The organism is Agromyces sp. NPDC058064 (assembly GCF_042885275.1).
Classification (GTDB): domain Bacteria; phylum Actinomycetota; class Actinomycetes; order Actinomycetales; family Microbacteriaceae; genus Agromyces.
This window is the reverse complement of the sequence record NZ_JBHVSE010000002.1, coordinates 530410-549208: the sequence shown is the minus strand read 5'-3', so window position 1 is coordinate 549208 and position 18799 is coordinate 530410. Positions and strand designations below refer to the sequence as shown.

The following is an 18799-nucleotide window of genomic DNA, read 5'->3' as shown; positions in this document are numbered from 1 at the left end:
CTCGGTTCGCTTGCGGGCCGACGCGGACGGAGACGGCGCGGCGGGCGGGTGTCGCGATTGCGAAACTACCGCATGCGCCTCGCCCGTCGACCGGCCGGCGCCCGCTCACCGCAACACCGTGCAACTGTGAGGCGCGCTCACAGTACGCTGGGATCGACCCCACCCTTTCTTCGAGGAGAGCTACGTGCCTGTCACCCCTTCAGCAAACATCGGCGTCGTCGGCCTCGCGGTCATGGGCTCGAACCTCGCCCGCAACCTGGCGAGCCGCGAGGGCAACACCGTCGCCGTGTTCAACCGCTCCCCCGAGCGCACGCGCACCCTCGTCGAGGAGCACCCCGAGGCGGGCTTCGTCGCGAGCGAGTCGTACGACGACTTCGTCGCCTCGCTCCAGAAGCCCCGCACCGCGATCATCATGGTTCAGGCGGGCCGCGGCACCGACGCCGTCATCTCCGAGCTCTCGAGCCGCTTCGAGCCGGGCGACATCATCGTCGACGGCGGCAACGCGAACTTCCACGACACGATCCGCCGCGAGGCCGAGATCTCCCCCACCGGCATCCACTTCGTCGGCACCGGCATCTCGGGCGGCGAGGAGGGCGCGCTGAACGGCCCCTCGATCATGCCCGGCGGCTCGGCCGAGTCGTACGAGACCCTCGGCCCGATCCTCGCCTCGATCGCGGCGGTCGCCGAGGGCGAGCCCTGCGTCACCCACGTCGGCACCGACGGCGCCGGCCACTTCGTCAAGATGGTGCACAACGGCATCGAGTACGCCGACATGCAGCTCATCGCCGAGGCCTACGACCTCATCCGCCAGGGCACCGGCAAGAGCCCCGCCGAGATCGCCGAGATCTTCGCCGAGTGGAACACCGGCGAGCTCGAGAGCTACCTCATCGAGATCACCGCCGAGGTGCTCCGCCAGGTGGATGCCTCGACCGGGCTCCCGCTCGTCGACGTCATCCTCGACGAGGCCGGCGCCAAGGGCACCGGCGCGTGGACGGTGCAGAACGCGCTCGACCTCGGCGTCCCGGTCTCGGGCATCGCCGAGGCCGTGTTCGCCCGCAGCCTCTCGTCGAAGCGCGCCCAGCGCGAGGCATCCGCGACGCTGCCCGGCCCCGACGGCGAGTTCGCCGTCGCCGACGCCGACGCCTTCATCGAGGACGTCCGCCAGGCGCTCTACGCCTCGAAGATCATCGCGTACTCGCAGGGCTTCGACGAGATCATCGCGGGCGCCGAGCAGTTCGGCTGGGACGTCAAGAAGGGCGACATCGCGAAGATCTGGCGAGCCGGATGCATCATCCGCGCCCGCTTCCTCAACCGCATCGCCGACGCCTACGCCGAGGACCCCGAGCTCGTGGCGCTCGTCGTCGCGCCGTACTTCCGCGACGCCGTCACCGGTGCCCAGGCGGCCTGGCGTCGCGTCGTCGTCGCGGCGGCGCAGTCGGGCATCCCGACCCCGGCGTTCAGCTCCTCGCTCGCGTACTACGACGGCCTGCGCGCACCGCGCCTGCCCGCCGCCCTCGTGCAGGGCCAGCGCGACTTCTTCGGCGCGCACACCTACAAGCGGGTCGACAAGGAGGGCGTGTTCCACACCCTCTGGTCGGGCGACCGCACCGAGATCGAGACGACGCCCTCGTCGCACTGATCCCCCGCACCGGCTGCGACCGGTGACCCACGCGCGCCGGGCCCGGTGCGGCCGAGCGCCGCACCGGGCCCGCGCCCGTTAGGCTCGATGGCGGAGGTGCGCATGGCCGAGCCGAAGTGGCGTCACGAGGGCGAGGAGCCCGACTACCGTTTCACCCTCGCCAACGAGCGCACCTTCCTCGCGTGGATCCGGACGGCGCTCGCACTGCTCGCCGGCGGCGTGCTGCTGCACCAGTTCGCCGTCGAGCTCGACCCGCGCCTGGTCGTCACGGTGCTCTCGGTCGGCCTGGGCGTCGTCGCTGCGGTGCTGAGCGTGCTCTCGTACACGCGCTGGCGGGCGAACGAGATCGCCATCCGGCACGGCCGCCCGCTGCCGTACAGCTGGGTGCTGCCCCTGCTCGCCGCGGTCTGCCTCATCACGAGCGCCGTGCTCGCCGTGCTGCTGCTCGTGGCCTGAGCCATGACCGCCCACAGCATCCCCGCCACCGGTGATCCGGGCCTGCAGCCCGAACGCACCGCGCTCTCGTGGAGCCGCACCGCCTTCGCCCTCGCGGTGAACGCCCTGCTCTCGCTCCGTTCGGGGCTCGTGGCGGGCGAGCCGTGGCTCGTGGCCGTCGGCGCCCTGCTGTTCGCCGCGTCCGGCGCGGCGGTGGCCCTCGCGACGGTCCGCCGACGCCAGCTCTCGGGCGAGCGCCTCGTGATCACGCCGCCCCGCGGCGCGCTGGCCGGGGTCGCCGTCGCGACGCTGCTCGCGAGCGCGGGCGGCATCGCCTCGATCTTCGTCGAGGGGGCGATCGCATGACCGACGAGCGCCCCGAGCACGACGAGCGGCACGACGACGACCGCCCGGTCTACGGCGAGCGTCGCCGACGCGTGCTCCGCATCACCGTGCTCGTCGCGCTGGCCGCGCTCGTCCTGCCGCTCGTGCTCTCGGTCGCCGGCCAGGCGCAGTCGGCGGCGGCGCGCGCCTGCGCGGTGTACGTCGAGCGCTACGACGCCGACGCGGTCGGCTCGCACGTGGCGTTCGACCTCTTCGCCGACGGCGGCCCCGGATGGATGTGCTCCGCGGTGTCGGCCGGCGGCGTCGCGACGGAGCTCGCGAACCTCGGTCTCCTGCCGAGTGCACCGCGCCCGGTCGATCCCGACGAGGTCCCGGCCTAGCCGGGAGGGCGGCGGCCCCCTCAGCTCCGCAGCGGGCTCCCCGCGTCGGGTGCGCCGTCGACCGCCCGGTCGACCGGCCCCTCGCCGAGGTCGTGCTCCCGCTCGTCGACGATCGCGGCCCGCGGCTGCTCGGGGTCGCCCGGGTTGCGGAGGAACACGATCACCCAGCTGAACACGAGCACGGCGACGACCAGCTCGACGGCGGTGAGGTTGTAGTACCCCGAGATGAAGAAGACGGCCATCACGACGATCACGCCGAGATAGACGTAGCCGAGCAGCAGGAACACCCGCGGCGTCGTGGGGATGAACCGGTGGAGCGACAGCACGAGCACGGTGAAGACGATCGCCATGCCGGTGGCGGAGATGTTGTGCGCGGTCAGGAACTCGTCGACCGGGAAGACGCCGACGCATGCGAGCAGCACGCCGATCACGGCCAGGAACACCGCGACCGTCCTCCGGCCCCTGGCCGCCTCGGGCGTCGGCGACGGCACGCTCGACACGGCGTAGTGGGCGATGGTCGTCACGAGGACGCCGGCGATGATGAGCGTCAGGTTGAACGCGAGCGCCGAGATGTCGTCGGTCATGCCGAGCGAGCTCAGGTTCTTCATCCACCAGTGCGGGTCGGAGGCGCTCAGCATGCTCGCGAGCGCGCCGACCACGAGGAACACCGCGAGCACGAGCGAGAGCACCATCGGGCTGAGGTGCACCGAGGAGAGGAACACGGCGTACGCCGTGATCGCGGTCGCCACCGCCGTCAGCGCCGCGGCCGGCACCGCGAAGACGACCGCGTCGACGAAGCTCAGGCTGAGCACGGTCGCGAGCCCGATCCAGCCGAGCAGGGCGATGACCGCGTGCGCGATCGCGAGCGCGGCGATGTCGAACCAGCGCAGGCGCCCGTAGCGGGCGGTGTCCGTCGCGAGCCTCGACTCAGCGGCGCTGCGCGTCGCGACGACCCGACGCCCGACCACGAAGACGACGAGCGCGACGACGGCCGAGGTGATGCCGATCATCTGCCCGAGCGAGCCCTCGCCCGAGATCGGCAGGTCCTGCCCTCGGTAGATCAGCCACGACAGCGGCGCGGTGACCACGAACACCAGGGCACCGATGAGCAGCGCCGCCGATTCGAGCGACTGCGCGTTCGCGGCGGGATGGCGAAGCAGCTTCGTGATCGACGTCGACATGGCACTCCCCGTGTCCGCGTCGTGGTCGGTGCGATCCAGGCGTCCGTGCCCCGACATCCATCGGGCCGATCGGCCCTTGAGCCGCAACCTAGCACCACGCGGGCCGCTCGGCCAACACCCGCGATCGGGGCGTCGCCGACCGGCTTCGACGACGCCGGGACTGGACGGCGAGGCAACCGCAAAGTATCTTGATGTCGAGATACTTCGGAGGTCCGGCATGCTGCATCACGTCCAACTCGCCGCTCCGCCCGACCGTGAGGATGCGCTGCGCGCGTTCTACGTCGGCGTGCTCGGACTGGCGGAGCTCGAGAAGCCGCCCGCGCTCGCGGCGCGAGGCGGCTGCTGGTTCCGCGGCCACGGAATCGAGCTCCACCTCGGGGTCGAACAGGAGTTCCGTCCGGCCACGAAGGCGCACCCGGGAATCCAGGTGGCGGACCTCGACGCGTGGGCGGACCGACTGCGCGAGGCCGGCTATCCCGCGCAGTTCGACGACAACTTCCCCGGGATGCGGCGCTTCTACAGCGAGGACTGCCACGGCAATCGGCTCGAGTTCCTCGAGCCGATCGGCTGAGGCGCGCGCGTCGGTCAGTTCCCGCCGGGAGGCTCGGGCTCGTCGGGGCGCGAGGGCTCGTCGGGGAACACCCGCTTGTACTTGCGCCCGTCGGGGAGCTCCACGGTCTCGGCGCGCAGGAGCCCCCGGTTCACCCGCTGGTAGATCGCCTGCGCCGTGACCCCGAACAGCGCCGCGGCCTCGGCGACCGAGAGCCCGGGCAGCTCGGTCGGGACGCTCGAGGGCCGCTCGCGCTTGCGCTTGCGGCTCGCCTCCTGGCGCGCCGCGATCGTCTCGTCGTCGCCGGCCCAGCGGTACTTGGCCGCCGAGGCGCTGAGGCCCGCGGCCTCGGCGATCTCGTCCCAGCCGATGCCCGCGGCGACGGCGTCGCGCACGGCGGCGAGCACCGCCGGGTCGGCCTCGAGGGCGACGACGAGCGCACGGATGGCGCCGAGCCGCTCGAGCGGCGAGGCATCCGTCTCGTCGTCGGACACGACCGTGTCGGAGCCGAAGCCGCCCGCGAGCGCGTCCAGCGCGACGAGCTCGGCGAGCGCCCTCGCGCTCTCGTCGGAGAGGAACGACACGACGCCGCCTCGCTCAGCCGTTCAGCAGGCCGTTGCGCACCTCGCGGCGCAGCACCTTGCCGATGAGCGATCGGGGCAGGTCGTCGGCCGGCAGGATGCGCTTGGGCACCTTGTACGGCGTCAGCCCGTCGCGCACGAAGTCGCGGATCGACTTCTCGTCGAACTGCGCCCCCTCGGCGAGCACGACCACCGCGACGACCTCTTCGCCCGAGTGCTCGTCGGGGAGGCCGACGACCGCGGCGTCCTCCACGTCGGGGTGGGAGCGGAGCGCCTCCTCCACCTCGCTCGGTGCGACGTTGAAGCCGCCCGTGATGATGAGCTCCTTGATGCGGTCGACGATGCGCACGAAGCCCTCGTCGTCGATCGAGACGATGTCGCCCGTGCGGAACCACGGTGCTCCGCCCTCGGGGTCGGCCACGAAGACCGCCTCGGTCTCCTCGGGCTTCTGCCAGTAGCCCGAGAACACCTGCGGTCCGCGCACGACGAGCTCGCCCTCGGTGCCCGGCGCGACGTCGTTCGACGGCTGCTCGGGGTCGACGACACGGCACTCGGTCGACGGCAGCGGCAGCCCGACGGTGCCGGCCTTGCGGTTCGGTGCGACGGGGTTCGCCATGAGCACGGGCGAGCACTCGCTGAGCCCGTAACCCTCGACGAGGTAGCCGCCCGTCGCGGCCTCCCACGGCTCGACGACCTCGGCCGACAGCGGCATCGCCCCCGAGATGGCGATCTGGATGCCCTGGAGCGAGACGCCCTCGGCGGCGGCGGCCTTCGTCAGCCGGTCGTAGATGGGCGGCACCGCAGGCAGGAAGGTCGCGGGGTGCTTCTTCACGACCTTCAGCACGAGCTCGGGGTCGAACTTCGGGAAGAGCACGAGGCGCGCGCCCATGCTCATCGCGAAGGTGAGGCAGAGCGTCAGCCCGTAGGCGTGGAACATGGGCAGCACCGCGTACACGACCGCGGTGCCCCGCGGCACGTCGGGCACCCAGGCCCGCGACTGCGCCGCGTTGACGAGCAGGTTCGCGTGGGTCAGCGTCGCGCCCTTCGGGCTGCCGGTGGTGCCGCTCGTGTACTGGATGAGCGCCACGTCGCCGACCGTCGGCGCGATGATGTGCGGGTCGATCGCCGCCGAGGAGGTGAGCTCCTCCCAGCGCACGGTGCCGCGCACCTTCGTCGTGAGCGCCGCGCGCGACTCGCGCGCCTTCGAGATCGGCAGGCGGAGGAGCGCCCGGGTGAGGAACGGCATCGCCCGCGTCACGTCGACCGAGACGAGGTGCGCGACCTGCACGTCGGAGGGGAACGCCTGGATGGTCTCCACGACCTTGTCCCAGGCGATCACGACGCGAGCGCCGTGGTCCTCGAACTGGTGCCGAAGCTCGCGCGGCGTGTAGAGCGGGTTGTGCTCGACGACGATCGCGCCGAGCCGCAGCACCGCGTAGAACGCGACGATGTGCTGCGGGCAGTTCGGGAGCACGAGCGCGACGGGGTCGCCCTTCTGCACGCCGAGCAGCCGCAGCCCCTCGGCGACCCGCTCGATCTCGTCGCCGAGCTCGCGATAGCTCATCGTGCGCTCGAAGAACTCGAGCGCGACGTTCTCGGGGTACTGCTCGACCGAGCTGCGGATGAGGTCGTAGAGCGAGCCCTCGGGCTCGTCGATGTCGTCGGGGACACCGGCCGCGTAGCTCGCGAGCCAGGGTCGGGGCGTCGTGATCGCCATCGCGCCGCCTAGGCCTCGCCGTTGAACATGCTCGTGACCGAGCCGTCCTCGAAGACCTCGCGGATCGCCCTGCCGAGCAGCGGCGCGATCGGCAGGATCGTGAGGCCGTCCCAGCGCTTCTCGTCGGGCAGCGGCACCGTGTCGGTCACGACGACCTGGTCGATCGCCGGGTCCTGGAGGCGCTCGGTCGCGGGGTCGCTGAAGATCGGGTGCGTGGCGGCCACGATGACCTTCTCGGCGCCGTTCGCCTTCAGGGCCTGCGCGGCCTTCACGATCGTGCCGCCGGTGTCGATCATGTCGTCGACGAGGAGGCACACGCGTCCGTCGACGTTGCCGACGATCTCGTGCACGGTGACCTGGTTCGCCACCTTCGGGTCGCGGCGCTTGTGGATGATCGCGAGCGGGGCGCCGAGGTCGTCGGCCCACATGTCGGCGACGCGCACGCGGCCCATGTCGGGCGAGACCACGGTGAGCTTCGCACGGTCGTCGGCCGAGAGGCCCTCTTCGAAGTGGCGCAGCAGCACCGGCTTCGCGAACAGGTGGTCGACCGGGCCGTCGAAGAAGCCCTGGATCTGCGCGGCGTGCAGGTCGACGCTCATGATGCGGTCGGCGCCGGCCGTCTTCAGGAGATCGGCGACGAGACGGGCCGAGATCGGCTCGCGGCCGCGGCCCTTCTTGTCTTGACGCGAGTACGGGAAGTACGGGGCGACGACGGTGACCCGCTTCGCCGAGGCGCGCTTCAGCGCGTCGAGCATGATGAGCAGCTCCATGAGCCACTCGTTGACGGGCGGACCGAACGACTGCACGACGAACACGTCGCAGCCACGCACCGACACCTCGAACCGGGTGTAGATCTCACCGCTCGCGAAGGTGCGGTGCTCGGTCGGCGCGAGCTCGGTGCCGAGCACGGCGGCGACCTGCGCTGCGAGGGCGGGATCGCTGCGACCCGAGACGACGACGAGACGCTTCTTCGTCTTCGCCTGCAGGCCCGGTGCGATGTTGTTCTCTCGGTCGAGGTCAACGACCTTCTTCTTGCGGCCCATTGTTCGCCTTCTGCTCACTCGCCTCGTTCGGCGGAACGCGCCTCGGCGGCGACACGGGCCGCCTCCGTCCCGGGCCGGTTCGCCTCGACCCACCCCTCGATGTTGCGCTGGGGGGCGACGCTCAGGGCCAGTGCCCCGGCGGGGACGTCCTTGCGGACGATCGCGCCGGCGCCGGTCTTCGCTCCGGCACCTAGCCTAACCGGCGCCACGAGCACCGTGTGCGAGCTCGTGTGCACCTCGTCGCCGATCTCGGTGCGGTGCTTGTTGATGTCGTCGTAGTTCGCCGTGATCGTGCCCGCACCGAGGTTGACGCCGCGGCCGATCGTCGTGTCGCCGACGTACGAGAGGTGCGGCACCTTGCTGCCCGTGCCGATCTGCGAGTTCTTCGTCTCGACGAAGGCGCCGATCTTGCCGTCGGCGCCGAGCACGGTGCCGGGCCGGAGGAACGAGAACGGGCCGACCGTCGCGCCCGCGCCGATGACGGCGAGCGTGCCGTCGGTGCGCCGCACCTCGGCGTTCTCGCCGACCTCGCAGTCGACGAGGGTGGTGTCGGGGCCGACGACCGCGCCGGTCGCGATGACGGTCGCCCCCTTCAGCTGGGTGCCGGGGCGGATCGTCACATCGGGCTCGATCTTCACGGCGAGGTCGATCCAGGTCGTCGTGGGGTCTTCGATCGTGACGCCCGCGAGCTGCCAGCCGCGCACGATGAGGGCGTTGAGCCGGGCCGCCGCCTCGGAGAGCTGGGCGCGGTCGTTGACCCCGGCCACCAGCCAGGGCTCGGACACCGGCACGGCCTCGACCTCGGAGCCCGCCGCGCGGAGGAGGCCGATCACGTCGGTCAGGTACTTCTCGCCCTGGGCGTTCTCGGTCGTGAGGTTCGCGAGCTGGTCGCGGAGCGCGGCGGCGCCGAAGGCGTAGATGCCGGCGTTGATCTCGGCGATGGCCCGCTCCTCGGCGGTGGCGTCCTTCTGCTCGACGATGCGGTCGAAGGCGCCCGCCTCGCTGCGCACGATGCGGCCGTAGCCGCTCGGGTCGTCGTAGACGGCCGAGAGCACGGAAGCCGCCGAGCCGGTGCCGCGGTGGCGGCCGAGGAACTCGGTGAGCGTGTCGGCGTCGAGGAGCGGCACGTCGCCGTTGAGGACGAGGACGTCGCCGTCGAAGCCCTCGGGGAGCGCGGCGATCGCGAGCTCGACCGCGCGACCGGTGCCGTCGATCTCGTCCTGGTCGACGAGCACGGTGCCGGGGAAGTCGGCCTCGATCGCCGAGGCGACGCGCTCGCGCTCGTGCCGCACCACGGCGAGCACGTGCGCGGCGTCGAGCGCGCGCGCCGTCGCGAGCACGTGGCCGACGATCGGCGCCCCCGCGAGCGGGTGGAGCATCTTCGGCAGCGAGGACTTCATGCGGGTGCCCTGGCCTGCGGCGAGGACGATGATCGCGAGATTCTGGTCGGTCATGCGGCTTCCTGTGATTGCGGCGGGAGGGCCATGGATGTCGGAGCTCCGCCACCAGGATTCGAACCTGGGCCTCACAGCTCCAAAGGCTGTCGTGCTGCCGTTACACCATGGCGGAACGCGCGCTGCGGCTTCCCGGCGCACGCGCCCTCAAGTCTGCCATGCCGCAAACCGCGCGCGATAATGGCGGGATGAGCGATGCCGACGAGGTCGACCGGATCGTCGACGACTGGGAGCGCGAGCGCCCCGACCTCGACTTCTCCCCGTTGCAGGTGCTGTCGCGCGTCGCCCGGCTCGCGAAGCACCTCGACCGCGCGCGGCGGCAGGCGTTCGCCCGATCCGAGCTCGAGGCGAGCGAGTTCGACGTGCTCTCGGCGCTGCGTCGCGCCGGCACGCCGTACCGCCTCTCCCCCAAGGCCCTGCTGCAGCAGACCCTCGTGTCGAGCGGCACCATGACCAATCGCATCGACCGGCTCGTCGAGCGCGGGCTCGTCACGCGCCAGACCGACCCGAACGACGGCCGCGGCATCCTCGTCGAGATGAGCCCGGCGGGCCTCACGCGCGTGGACGCGGCGATCACCCGGCTCGTCGACGCCGAGGCCGAGCTGCTCGCGCGACTGCCCGCGGCCGAGCAGAAGCGGCTCGCGGGACTCCTGCGCAAGCTGAGCCTGGGCTTCGACACGCTCGGGTCGTAGCCGCCGGCCGTCGGGCCACTGCCGCAGGCCGGCGGCGGCGAGCGAGACCCGCCCCGCTGCATCCGTTGTTGATAATGATTTTCATTAACGATAGCGTGACCGCCATGATCACACGCAGCGGTCCCACCCCGTTCCGAATCGCGGCCGTCGCCGCGCCGCTCCTCGCCGTCGTCGCCCTCGCCGGGTGCGCGTCGACCGGCGCCGCGACCTCCGGCGCCGCCGTCGCCGAGTCGAGCCCTCCGGAGGTCGAGCTCGCCGCGCCGCGCATCGTGGTCGCGTACGACGGCGGCCTCGCCGTGCTCGAGGGCGACACCCTCGAGACGGCCGCCGAGCTCCCACTCGACGGCTTCCTCCGGGTGAACCCCGCGGGCGACGGCCGGCACGTCGTCGTCTCGACCGACGACGGCTTCCGCGTCGTCGACACCGGGGTCACGACCGAGCAGCACGGCGACCACGCCCACTACTACGGCCAGGAGCCCCGGCTCACCGAGGTGGTGTTCGCGGCGGAGCACCCCGGCCACGTCACGACGCACCACGGCACCGCCGCGCTCTTCGCCGACGGCACCGGCGAGGTGCAGCTCGTCGAGGCCGACGAGCTCGGCAGCGACGAGCCCGACGTCGACCGCTACGCGAGCGCGGAGGCGCACCACGGCGTGGCCGTCGCCCTCGACGACGGCGCGATGCTGACCACGCTCGGCGACGACGAGTCCCGCGCGGGCGCGATCGTGCTCGACCGCGACCGCGCCGAGATCGCGCGCAGCGAGGACTGCCCCGGCGTGCACGGCGAGACGGTCGCCGCGGGCGACGTGGTCGTGCTCGGCTGCGAGGACGGCGCGCTCGTCTACGACGGCGCGTTCACGAAGGTCGCGGCGCCCGACCCCTACGGGCGCATCGGCAACCAGGCCGGCTCCCCCGAGTCGCCGATCGTGCTCGGCGACTACAAGGTCGATCCCGACGCCGAGCTCGAGCGGCCCACGCGGGTGAGCCTCGTCGACACCGAGCAGGCGACGATCCGCCTCGTCGAGCTCGGCACGAGCTACACCTTCCGCTCGCTGGCGCGGGGCCCGCACGGCGAGGCGCTCGTGCTCGGCACGGACGGCGCCATCCACGTCATCGACCCCGTGAGCGGCGTGGTGACGACGCGCATCCCCGTGATCGCGGAGTGGAGCGAGCCGCTCGACTGGCAGCAGCCGCGCCCCGCGCTCGAGGTGCGCGGGCACGTGGCGTACGTCACGGACCCGTCCGACTCGAGCGTGCGGGCGCTCGACCTCGAGTCGGGCGAGGTCACGGCCTCCGTCGTGCTCGACCACGTGCCGAGCGAGCTCGCCACCGTCGGCGAGTAGCGGCACGGATGCCTCGGGGCGGGCGCGCGACGCGCACCCGCCCCGACCGGCGTCACCGCCGCAGCACCTTGCGGGCCAGCCAGTTGCCGAAGAACTGCAGGCACTGCACGAAGACCACGATGACGAGCAGCGCCGCCCACGTGATCGCGGGCTCGAACTGCCGGTAGCCGTAGACGAGCGCGAAGTTGCCGAGGCCGCCGCCGCCGATGAAGCCGGCCATCGCCGTCATGTCGACGATCGCGACGACGATGAAGGTGTAGCCGAGGATGAGCGGGCCGAGCGCCTCGGGGATGACGACGGTGCGGAGGATGCGGACGGGTCCCGCGCCCATCGCGCGGGCGGCCTCGATCGTTCCGGGCGAGACCGTGATGAGGTTCTGCTCGACGATGCGCGAGATCGCGAAGGAGGCGGCGATCGACAGCGAGAAGATCATCGCGTCGTTGCCGATGCCGACCCCGATCACGTACCTCGCGAACGGCTGGACGGCGGCGAGGAAGATGATGAACGGGATCGGGCGGAAGAAGTTGATGACGACGTTCAGCAGGTTGAACACCACGCGGTTCGGCAGGAGGCTGCCGGGGCGGGTGCTGTAGAGCACGACGCCGAGCACGAGGCCGATCGCACCGCCGACGAGCAGCGTGAGGGCGACCATGTAGAAGGTCTCGTACGCGGCGACCCAGAACTCCGAGCCCAGTTCGAACAGGCGATCCATCAGGCGGCCTCCGTCACTTCCACGCGCGCGGCGATCGAGGCGAGCGCGGCGTCGGTCGCGGCGTCCTCACCCCTGATCGCGAGCGTCAGGTGGCCGAACGCACGGCCCTGGATGTCGTTGATGCCGCCGTAGACGAGCTCGAAGTCGAGGCCGGCCTGCGCGAGCTCGAGGAAGACCTGCGCCTGCGAGGCGTCGCCGTCGCGGAACGAGATCGTGACGATGCGCCCCTCGTGGCGCTCGCGCAGCACGGCGAGCTCGGCGGGCGAGGGCACGCCCTTCACGACCGTTGCGACGAAGCGCTGCGACGACGGGTTCTGCGGGGTCGAGAAGACGTCGAAGACGTCGCCGTCCTCGATCACCCGGCCGCCGTCCATGACGGCGACCTTCGTCGCGATCGACTGGATGACGTCCATCTCGTGGGTGATCACGACGATCGTGACGCCGAACTCGCGGTTGACGCGCTTGAGGAGTTCGAGCACCTCCTGCGTCGTCTCGGGGTCGAGCGCGCTCGTCGCCTCGTCGGCGAGGAGGAGCCGCGGCGAGGTCGCGAGCGCCCTCGCGATGCCGACGCGCTGCTTCTGACCGCCCGAGAGCTGCTCGGGGTACGACTTCGCCTTGTCCGAGAGGCCGACGAACTCGAGCAGCTCGGCGACGCGCGGGGCGATCTCGGCCTTCGACCAGCCCGCGACCTTCAGGGGGTAGGCGATGTTGCCCGCCACCGTCTTGGAGGTGAAGAGGTTGAACTGCTGGAAGATCATGCCGATGCCGAGCCGGATCCTGCGGAGCTCGCGCTCGGGCAGCCCGGTGAGCTCACGGCCGTCGAACTCGATCGACCCCGAGCTCGCGGGCTCGAGTGCGTTGACGAGCCGCACGAGGGTCGACTTGCCGGCGCCCGAGTAGCCGATGATGCCGTAGACGTCGCCCGGCTCGATGTCGAGCGTGACGCCGTCGACCGCGACGACCTCGGGGCCGCCCTTCTCGGGCGACGGGTACGTCTTCGTGACGTTCTTCAGCGCGACGAGCGCCATGATGCCTCTCCTCCGGACTCGTGGCCCTGTGGAAACGCGCATCGGGCGGTGGGACCGGGTGGGTCGCCACCGCCCGCGCGGCGGAATGGGTGGAACGGGCGATCAGCCCTTGGCGGCCTTGGTGTCGGCCTCGACCTTGGCGAGCGACTCGGCGAGGTCGGCGACGGGCGTCACGACCGGCACGCCCGTGCCGCCCGAGGCCTCGATGAGGCCGGCCTGCACCTCGGGGTCGGTCTGGAAGATCTCGACGAGCTTCTTGTAGGTCGCGTTGTCCTTGTCTTCGGCGCGGGTCGCGAAGATGTTGACGTACGGCAGCGCGTTCGGGTCGGTCGGGTCGTCCTGCGCGATGGCGTCCTCGAAGGTGAGGCCGGCGTCGGCGACGAAGTCGTTGTTGATGACCGCGGCGGCCACGTCGGGCAGCGAGGTCGGCGTGAGCGAGGCCTCGAGTGCGGTGACCTTGACGCGCGAGGCGCTCTCGTCGACGTCGGCGAGGTCGGAGAAGATCGTGCCGCCGCTCTTCAGCTCGATGAGGCCGGCCGACTGCAGCACGAGCAGCGCGCGCGCCTGGTTCGACGGGTCGTTCGGCACCGCGACGGTCTCGCCGTCCTCGATGTCGTCGGCCGACTCGTACTTGGTCGAGTAGAGGCCGAGCGGGTAGATCGCGGTCGAGCCGATCGCGGTGAGGTCCTCACCGGCCGACACGTTGTAGTCGGCGAGGTAGACGATGTGCTGGAACTGGTTGAGGTCGAGCTCGCCCTCGGTGGTCGCGGGGTTCGGCTGCGCGTAGTCGCCGAAGTCGACGATCTCGATGGTGATGCCCTCGTCGGCCGCCGCCTCCTCGAACGCGGCCCACTGCGGGTCGCCCTTGCCGACGACGCCGATCTTCACGACCTCGCTCGCCGAGTCGCCCTCGCCGCCGGCGGCCGGCGTGGCGCAGGCCGCGAGCCCGAGCAGGAGGGGCGCTGCCGCGAGTGCGGCGATGAGCTTCGTGGTGCGGTGTGACATGGGTTCCCTTTCGCTTCGGGCGCCGCGGTCAGGGTGCGGATGGGCGTGGAGCAGGCATGGCTCCGCCACCGTTGATTTCGGTGGGGGCTTCGATGCCGCGATCGCGGGCGCATCTCTACGCTAGGCGAAGGTTCTTCGCCCTGTTGACCACGTGGTCACAATCGGTCACAGCTTCTGCGACGTCACCCTTCGAGATTCTCAGATACTTCGAGCCAGCGGGTCTCGAGATCGGCGACGGATGCCTCGAGCGCACGCAGCTCGTCGCCGAGCGCGCCGAGCCCCACGTAGTCGGACTGGTCGTGGCGCGCGAGCTTCTCGTGGTGCACGGCGATCTCGGCCTGCAGCTTCTCGAGCCTGCGGTCGATCGAGGCGAGCTCCTTCTCGGCGTTGCGGCGCTCGGCCCCCGAGAGCGCGGGCGCTGCGGCCGCGCCCGCGGCGGACCCCGCCGCAGCGGTCGAGGCCGGCGCCGACGGGCCCTGCCACGAGCCGCCCGTGCTCGCCGCAGCGGCCTGCCTCGCGGCATCCGCCCCCGCACGGAGCTCGAGGTACTGCTCGATGCCGCGGGGCAGGTCGCGCAGGTGGCCGTCGATGATCGCGAGCTGGCGGTCGGTGACCCGCTCGATGAGGTAGCGGTCGTGCGAGACGACGAGGAGCGTGCCGGGCCACGAGTCGAGGAGGTCCTCGATCGCGGCGAGCATGTCGGTGTCGAGGTCGTTCGTCGGTTCGTCGAGGATGAGCACGTTCGGCTCCTGCAGCAGGATCAGCAGGAGCTGGAGCCGGCGCTTCTGGCCGCCGGAGAGGTTCTTCACCGGGGTCGAGAGCTGCGCGCTCGTGAATCCGAGCCGCTCGAGCAGCTGCCCGGGCGTGAGCTCGACCGCCTTCGACCCCGCGCCGACGGTGTAGCTCGCCCGCTGCTCGGCGACGACGGCCGACACGCGCTCGTTCGCCCATTCGGCGAGTTCGGCGAGCTCCTGGCTGAGGGTCGCGATGCGCACCGTCTTGCCGCGCTTCACCCGGCCCGAGGTGGGCTCGACGGCGCCGGTGACGAGTCCCAGCAGGGTCGACTTGCCCGCGCCGTTCACCCCGAGGATGCCGGTGCGCTCCCCCGGCGCGATGCGCCACTCGAGCTCGTGCAGCACGGTCTTCGACCCCGCCGCCGGGTCGGCCGACGGGTACTCGACGGTGACGTCGAGGAGGTCGACGACGTCCTTGCCGAGCCGCGACACCGCGAGCTGCGAGAGCTCGACGGCGTTGCGCACGGGAGGCTCGTCCTCGATGAGCTGGTTCGCCGCCTCGATGCGGAACTTCGGCTTCGAGGTGCGCGCGGGCGCGCCGCGCCGCAGCCACGCGAGCTCCTTGCGCATGAGGTTCTGGCGCTTCGCCTCGCTCGCCGCGGCCATGCGGTCGCGCTCGACGCGCTGCAGCACGTACGCCGCGTAGCCGCCCTCGAAGGGCTCGACGATGCCGTCGTGCACCTCCCACGTCGCGGTGCACACCTCGTCGAGGAACCACCGGTCGTGGGTCACGACGACGAGCGCGCCCTGGCCCTGCGCCCAGCGCCCCTTCAGGTGCCCGGCGAGCCACGCGATGCCCTCGACGTCGAGGTGGTTCGTGGGTTCGTCGAGGAAGAGCACGTCCCAGTCGCCGATGAGGAGCGCCGCGAGCCCGACCCGCCGGCGCTGCCCGCCCGAGAGGCTGCCGACCTGCGCCTGCCACGGGACGTCCGCGAGCAGCCCGCCGATGACGTCGCGCACCTTCGCGTCGCCCGCCCACACGTGCTCGTCGATGCCGCCGACGACGGCCTCGGCGACCGTCACGCCGGGGTCGACGACGTCGGCCTGGTCGAGCATGCCGATGCGGATGCCGCGGCGCTGGGTGACCCGCCCGCCGTCGGGTTCGAGGCGGCCGGCGAGGAGCTTCATGAGCGTCGACTTGCCGTCGCCGTTGCGGCCGACGACGCCGACGCGATCGCCCTCGTCGATGCCGAGGGTCACCTCGTCGAAGACGGTGCGCGTCGGGAACTCGAGATGCAGGCGCTCAGCGCCGAGGAGATGTGCCATGTCCCGTCGAGCCTAGTCGCCGCCGCGGCCGGCCCTTCATCCGGGCGACGGCCGACCAGAACAGCATCCGTGCGACCGCGAGCGGCCGGTACCGCACGCCGTCTACGTAGGGCCGCTCGCCGCGGAGCACGGCGTCGGCGCCGCCGTCGACGAAGAGGATCTGCCCGGTCGTGAACGCGCTCGACGGCGTGAGCAGCCACGCGATCTGCTCGGCGACGGGTTCGACGGGGCCCGGCATCCCGAGAGGCTGCGGCAGCGCCGTGGCGAGCACCTTCGCCTGCGCCTCGCTCGCGAGCACGGTCGACATCGCCGTCTCGGTCGCGACGATGCCCGGCGCGACCGCGTTCAGCAGGATGCCCCGTCCGGCCCATTCGTCGTCGCCCGCGTGCCGTCGCACCCAGCGATTGAGCGCGATCTTCGTCGAACGGTAGATCACGCCGCCCCGCCCGGCCGCGACGAGTCGTTCGGCGACCGCGATCGCACCCGGCTCGTCGCCGCGGAGCAGCGTCTCGACGAGCGCCTCGTCGCCCGGCGAGAGCGACGATGCCGACGACACCGCGACGACGCGCGGTGCGGCCGATGCCGCCAGCAGCGGCCGGAGCCCCTCGAGCACGGCGATCGTGCCGAAGTAGTTGACCCGCACCGGGAGCGTCGACGGGGCGCCGACGCCGGCGACGAGCGCCAGCCCGTCGACCCCGTCGGGAGCGAGCGCCCGCACCGCGTCGACGAGCCGGGCGCGCCCGTCGGGCCGAGCGAGGTCGGCGTGCACGTCGACGTCGTCGCCGAGCCCGCATCGGACGACCCGCGCGCCGCGTTCGGCGAGCAGTTGGGCCACTCGTGCGCCGATGCCGCTGTCGGCGCCGGTGACGACGTAGACCCGGTCGGAATGAGTTGTCGATCGCATCGAGCCAGTATTGCATTAATGCAGTTGTGCATCGATGCATACTTGCAGTGTCCCTCTACACTCGAAGGATGACCACTCGAGGTACGGCCGACGACACCGCACGGCAGTCCGCGGCGCACGAGACGGCCTCGCGCGAGCCCGGGCGGCGGGAGCGCAAGCGACGGACGACCCGTGACGCGATCGTCGCCGCCGCGACCCGGCTCTTCGTCGACCACGGGTTCGCGCAGACCACGATCGCCGAGATCGCCGCCCGTGCCGACGTCGCCCCCCGCACCTTCTTCCTGCACTTCGCGTCGAAGGAGGACGTGCTGTTCCACCACCTCGAGCACGCCTTCGACCTCGCCGCCGACGCCGTCCGGGCCCTTCCCGACGACGCCGACGCGTGGGCGGCCGTGCAGCAGGCCGTGGGCGTGCTCGTCGAGACGCTCGGCACCCCGGGCACCGATGCGCTCGCCCCGATCAGGGCGGAGCTCGCCCGGCGGGCCGGCGGGATCCCCCCGTCGCTCGCGGTACGCCTGCACACGACGCAGGCCCGCATCCTCGGCGCGGTCCGCGAGCGCTACGGCGTCCGCGCGATCGACGCGGCGCACCTCGGCGCCTGCCTCGGCGCGGTCAGCGCGAGCGCCGTCGACGCGCTCACGGGCGGCGCGACGACGTCCGGCGGCACCGACGCCCGCGCCGACGCCCGCGCCGCGATGCGGGACGCGCTCGCACGCGCCGGGGAGGGGTTCCGCCGCAGCTGAGCGGTGATCGCCGGCGACGCGAGCGACGGTCGTGCCGCCGCAGCCCGCTGAGGCTCAGCCGCGCAGCACGCGCGCGCCGTGCACCGCGCCGTGCACGTGCAGGGCGTTGAGGCGGGCCGCCGACAACGCCACCTGCAGCTCGATCGCCGAGTCGGCGTCGTCGACGAGGAACGCGACCGTCGGGCCCGAGCCGGAGACGAGACCCGCGAGCGCCCCGTTCGCCTCACCGAGCTCGAGGATGCCGCCGAGGCCGGGCGCGAGCCCGAGCGCCGCCGCCTGGAGGTCGTTGTGCAGCGCGCCGGCGAGCATCCGCGCGTCGCCCGCCCGCAGCGCCTGCAGCACCTCGGCGTCGACCACGGGCGCGTCGGTGCCCGGATCGACCTCGGGGTGCTCCTCACGGCGACGGTCGAGCTCGCGGTACACCCCGGGCGTCGACAGCCCGAACTCGGCCACCGCCAGCACCCAGTGGAACGACCCGGTCGCGAGCGCGGGGCTCAGCCGATCGCCCCGGCCGGTGCCGATCGCGGTGCCGCCGCTCAGCGCGAACGGCACGTCGGCGCCGAGCTTCGCGGCGAGCGCGTGCAGCTCCTCCTTCGAGAGGCCCGTGCCCCAGAGCGTGTCGCACGCCACGAGGGTCGCCGCGGCATCCGCCGAGCCGCCGCCCATGCCGCCCGCGATGGGCACGTGCTTCTCGATCTCGAGGCGCACGCCGCCCGGGACCCCGGCGGTGCGCGCCAGCAGCTTCGCCGCCTTGATGGCGAGGTTCGAGCCGTCGGTCGGCAGGCCCGACACGTCGACGCTGCCGCCGAACGCCACGCTGAACTCGTCGTCGGGCCAGGCGCGCACGTCTTCGTAGAGCGACACGGCCTGGTATGCGGTCGCGACGTCGTGGTAGCCGTCGGGCTGCACCGCGCCGACGCGCATGAAGAGGTTGATCTTGCCGGGCGCCCGAACGTGCACTGCCTCGTCGGCCCAGGCGATCGTCAT

The 18799-nt window shown here is 72.1% G+C and carries 19 protein-coding genes and 1 tRNA gene; 8 read left to right on the top strand and 12 right to left on the bottom strand.

The genetic code is table 11. The features are described from left to right. Positions 1 to 184 precede the first annotated feature (184 nt). From gndA to ACFVSL_RS08405, 4 genes are all read left to right on the top strand, one after another. Entirely contained in the window at positions 185 to 1639 is a 1455-nt protein-coding gene (gene gndA / locus ACFVSL_RS08420) for an NADP-dependent phosphogluconate dehydrogenase (RefSeq protein ID WP_386940132.1), read from the top strand. A 102-nt stretch (positions 1640 to 1741) separates the two neighbouring features. After that, on the top strand, positions 1742 to 2095 hold the full coding sequence (locus ACFVSL_RS08415) for a YidH family protein (protein ID WP_157424687.1): 354 nt from the start codon (positions 1742 to 1744) through the stop codon (positions 2093 to 2095). A 3-nt stretch (positions 2096 to 2098) separates the two neighbouring features. After that, positions 2099 to 2440 carry a DUF202 domain-containing protein gene (locus ACFVSL_RS08410; RefSeq protein ID WP_386940130.1) on the top strand — a complete coding sequence of 114 codons (342 nt, stop codon included), beginning with the start codon at positions 2099 to 2101 and terminating at the stop codon, positions 2438 to 2440. After that, entirely contained in the window at positions 2437 to 2799 is a 363-nt protein-coding gene (locus tag ACFVSL_RS08405) for a hypothetical protein (RefSeq protein ID WP_386940128.1), read from the top strand. The genes ACFVSL_RS08410 and ACFVSL_RS08405 overlap by 4 nt, the downstream gene beginning before the upstream one ends. Before the next feature lie 20 nt (positions 2800 to 2819). Here ACFVSL_RS08405 and ACFVSL_RS08400 read toward each other — a convergent pair whose 3' ends face one another. Beyond that, positions 2820 to 3980 carry a DUF998 domain-containing protein gene (locus ACFVSL_RS08400; protein WP_386940126.1) on the bottom strand — a complete coding sequence of 387 codons (1161 nt, stop codon included), beginning with the start codon at positions 3978 to 3980 and terminating at the stop codon, positions 2820 to 2822. 217 nt (positions 3981 to 4197) lie between these two features. Between ACFVSL_RS08400 and ACFVSL_RS08395 the strand changes: the two genes are divergently transcribed. Beyond that, positions 4198 to 4551 carry a VOC family protein gene (locus ACFVSL_RS08395; RefSeq protein ID WP_386940124.1) on the top strand — a complete coding sequence of 118 codons (354 nt, stop codon included), beginning with the start codon at positions 4198 to 4200 and terminating at the stop codon, positions 4549 to 4551. Between the two features lie 14 nt (positions 4552 to 4565). Here ACFVSL_RS08395 and ACFVSL_RS08390 read toward each other — a convergent pair whose 3' ends face one another. The 5 genes from ACFVSL_RS08390 to ACFVSL_RS08370 all read right to left on the bottom strand — a co-directional run bounded on the left by ACFVSL_RS08390 (position 4566) and on the right by ACFVSL_RS08370 (position 9440). Beyond that, the gene (locus tag ACFVSL_RS08390) at positions 4566 to 5114 is read right to left on the bottom strand and encodes a hypothetical protein (RefSeq protein WP_386940122.1); all 549 of its coding nucleotides are present in this window, start codon (positions 5112 to 5114) and stop codon (positions 4566 to 4568) included. 13 nt (positions 5115 to 5127) lie between these two features. Then, positions 5128 to 6828, bottom strand: a complete 1701-nt coding sequence (locus ACFVSL_RS08385) for a long-chain-fatty-acid--CoA ligase (RefSeq protein ID WP_386940120.1) — start codon at positions 6826 to 6828, stop codon at positions 5128 to 5130. 8 nt (positions 6829 to 6836) lie between these two features. After that, on the bottom strand, positions 6837 to 7871 hold the full coding sequence (locus ACFVSL_RS08380) for a ribose-phosphate diphosphokinase (RefSeq protein WP_386940118.1): 1035 nt from the start codon (positions 7869 to 7871) through the stop codon (positions 6837 to 6839). A gap of 14 nt (positions 7872 to 7885) precedes the next feature. Next, the gene (glmU, locus tag ACFVSL_RS08375) at positions 7886 to 9325 is read right to left on the bottom strand and encodes a bifunctional UDP-N-acetylglucosamine diphosphorylase/glucosamine-1-phosphate N-acetyltransferase GlmU (protein ID WP_386940117.1); all 1440 of its coding nucleotides are present in this window, start codon (positions 9323 to 9325) and stop codon (positions 7886 to 7888) included. A 43-nt stretch (positions 9326 to 9368) separates the two neighbouring features. Further along, positions 9369 to 9440 (bottom strand) — tRNA-Gln (locus tag ACFVSL_RS08370). A gap of 73 nt (positions 9441 to 9513) precedes the next feature. On the opposite strand from ACFVSL_RS08370, the gene ACFVSL_RS08365 reads away from it, so the two are divergent. Together ACFVSL_RS08365 and aztD are read left to right on the top strand one after the other, a co-directional pair. Then, the gene (locus tag ACFVSL_RS08365; protein ID WP_386940115.1) at positions 9514 to 10017 is read left to right on the top strand and encodes a MarR family winged helix-turn-helix transcriptional regulator; all 504 of its coding nucleotides are present in this window, start codon (positions 9514 to 9516) and stop codon (positions 10015 to 10017) included. A 104-nt stretch (positions 10018 to 10121) separates the two neighbouring features. Then, entirely contained in the window at positions 10122 to 11360 is a 1239-nt protein-coding gene (gene aztD / locus ACFVSL_RS08360) for a zinc metallochaperone AztD (RefSeq protein ID WP_386940113.1), read from the top strand. Between the two features lie 52 nt (positions 11361 to 11412). Here aztD and ACFVSL_RS08355 read toward each other — a convergent pair whose 3' ends face one another. From ACFVSL_RS08355 to ACFVSL_RS08335, 5 genes are all read right to left on the bottom strand, one after another. Further along, positions 11413 to 12072, bottom strand: a complete 660-nt coding sequence (locus tag ACFVSL_RS08355; protein ID WP_386940111.1) for a methionine ABC transporter permease — start codon at positions 12070 to 12072, stop codon at positions 11413 to 11415. Further along, on the bottom strand, positions 12072 to 13100 hold the full coding sequence (locus ACFVSL_RS08350) for a methionine ABC transporter ATP-binding protein (protein WP_386940109.1): 1029 nt from the start codon (positions 13098 to 13100) through the stop codon (positions 12072 to 12074). Before ACFVSL_RS08350 ends, ACFVSL_RS08355 begins: the two co-directional genes overlap by 1 nt. Before the next feature lie 102 nt (positions 13101 to 13202). Then, the gene (locus tag ACFVSL_RS08345) at positions 13203 to 14105 is read right to left on the bottom strand and encodes a MetQ/NlpA family ABC transporter substrate-binding protein (RefSeq protein WP_386940107.1); all 903 of its coding nucleotides are present in this window, start codon (positions 14103 to 14105) and stop codon (positions 13203 to 13205) included. A 182-nt stretch (positions 14106 to 14287) separates the two neighbouring features. Continuing rightward, positions 14288 to 16165 carry an ABC-F family ATP-binding cassette domain-containing protein gene (locus ACFVSL_RS08340; protein ID WP_386940105.1) on the bottom strand — a complete coding sequence of 626 codons (1878 nt, stop codon included), beginning with the start codon at positions 16163 to 16165 and terminating at the stop codon, positions 14288 to 14290. Further along, positions 16143 to 17069 (bottom strand): SDR family oxidoreductase, encoded by a 927-nt coding sequence (locus ACFVSL_RS08335; protein WP_386940104.1) that lies wholly within the window; start codon positions 17067 to 17069, stop codon positions 16143 to 16145. Before ACFVSL_RS08335 ends, ACFVSL_RS08340 begins: the two co-directional genes overlap by 23 nt. A 68-nt stretch (positions 17070 to 17137) precedes the next feature. Between ACFVSL_RS08335 and ACFVSL_RS08330 the strand changes: the two genes are divergently transcribed. Continuing rightward, positions 17138 to 17812, top strand: coding sequence for a TetR/AcrR family transcriptional regulator (locus ACFVSL_RS08330; protein WP_386940102.1), 675 nt, complete (start codon positions 17138 to 17140; stop codon positions 17810 to 17812). Between the two features lie 54 nt (positions 17813 to 17866). On the opposite strand, the gene ACFVSL_RS08325 is transcribed toward ACFVSL_RS08330, so the two are convergent. Next, positions 17867 to 18799: a 4-(cytidine 5'-diphospho)-2-C-methyl-D-erythritol kinase gene (locus ACFVSL_RS08325; RefSeq protein ID WP_386940100.1), complete on the bottom strand. Its 933-nt coding sequence runs from the start codon at positions 18797 to 18799 to the stop codon at positions 17867 to 17869.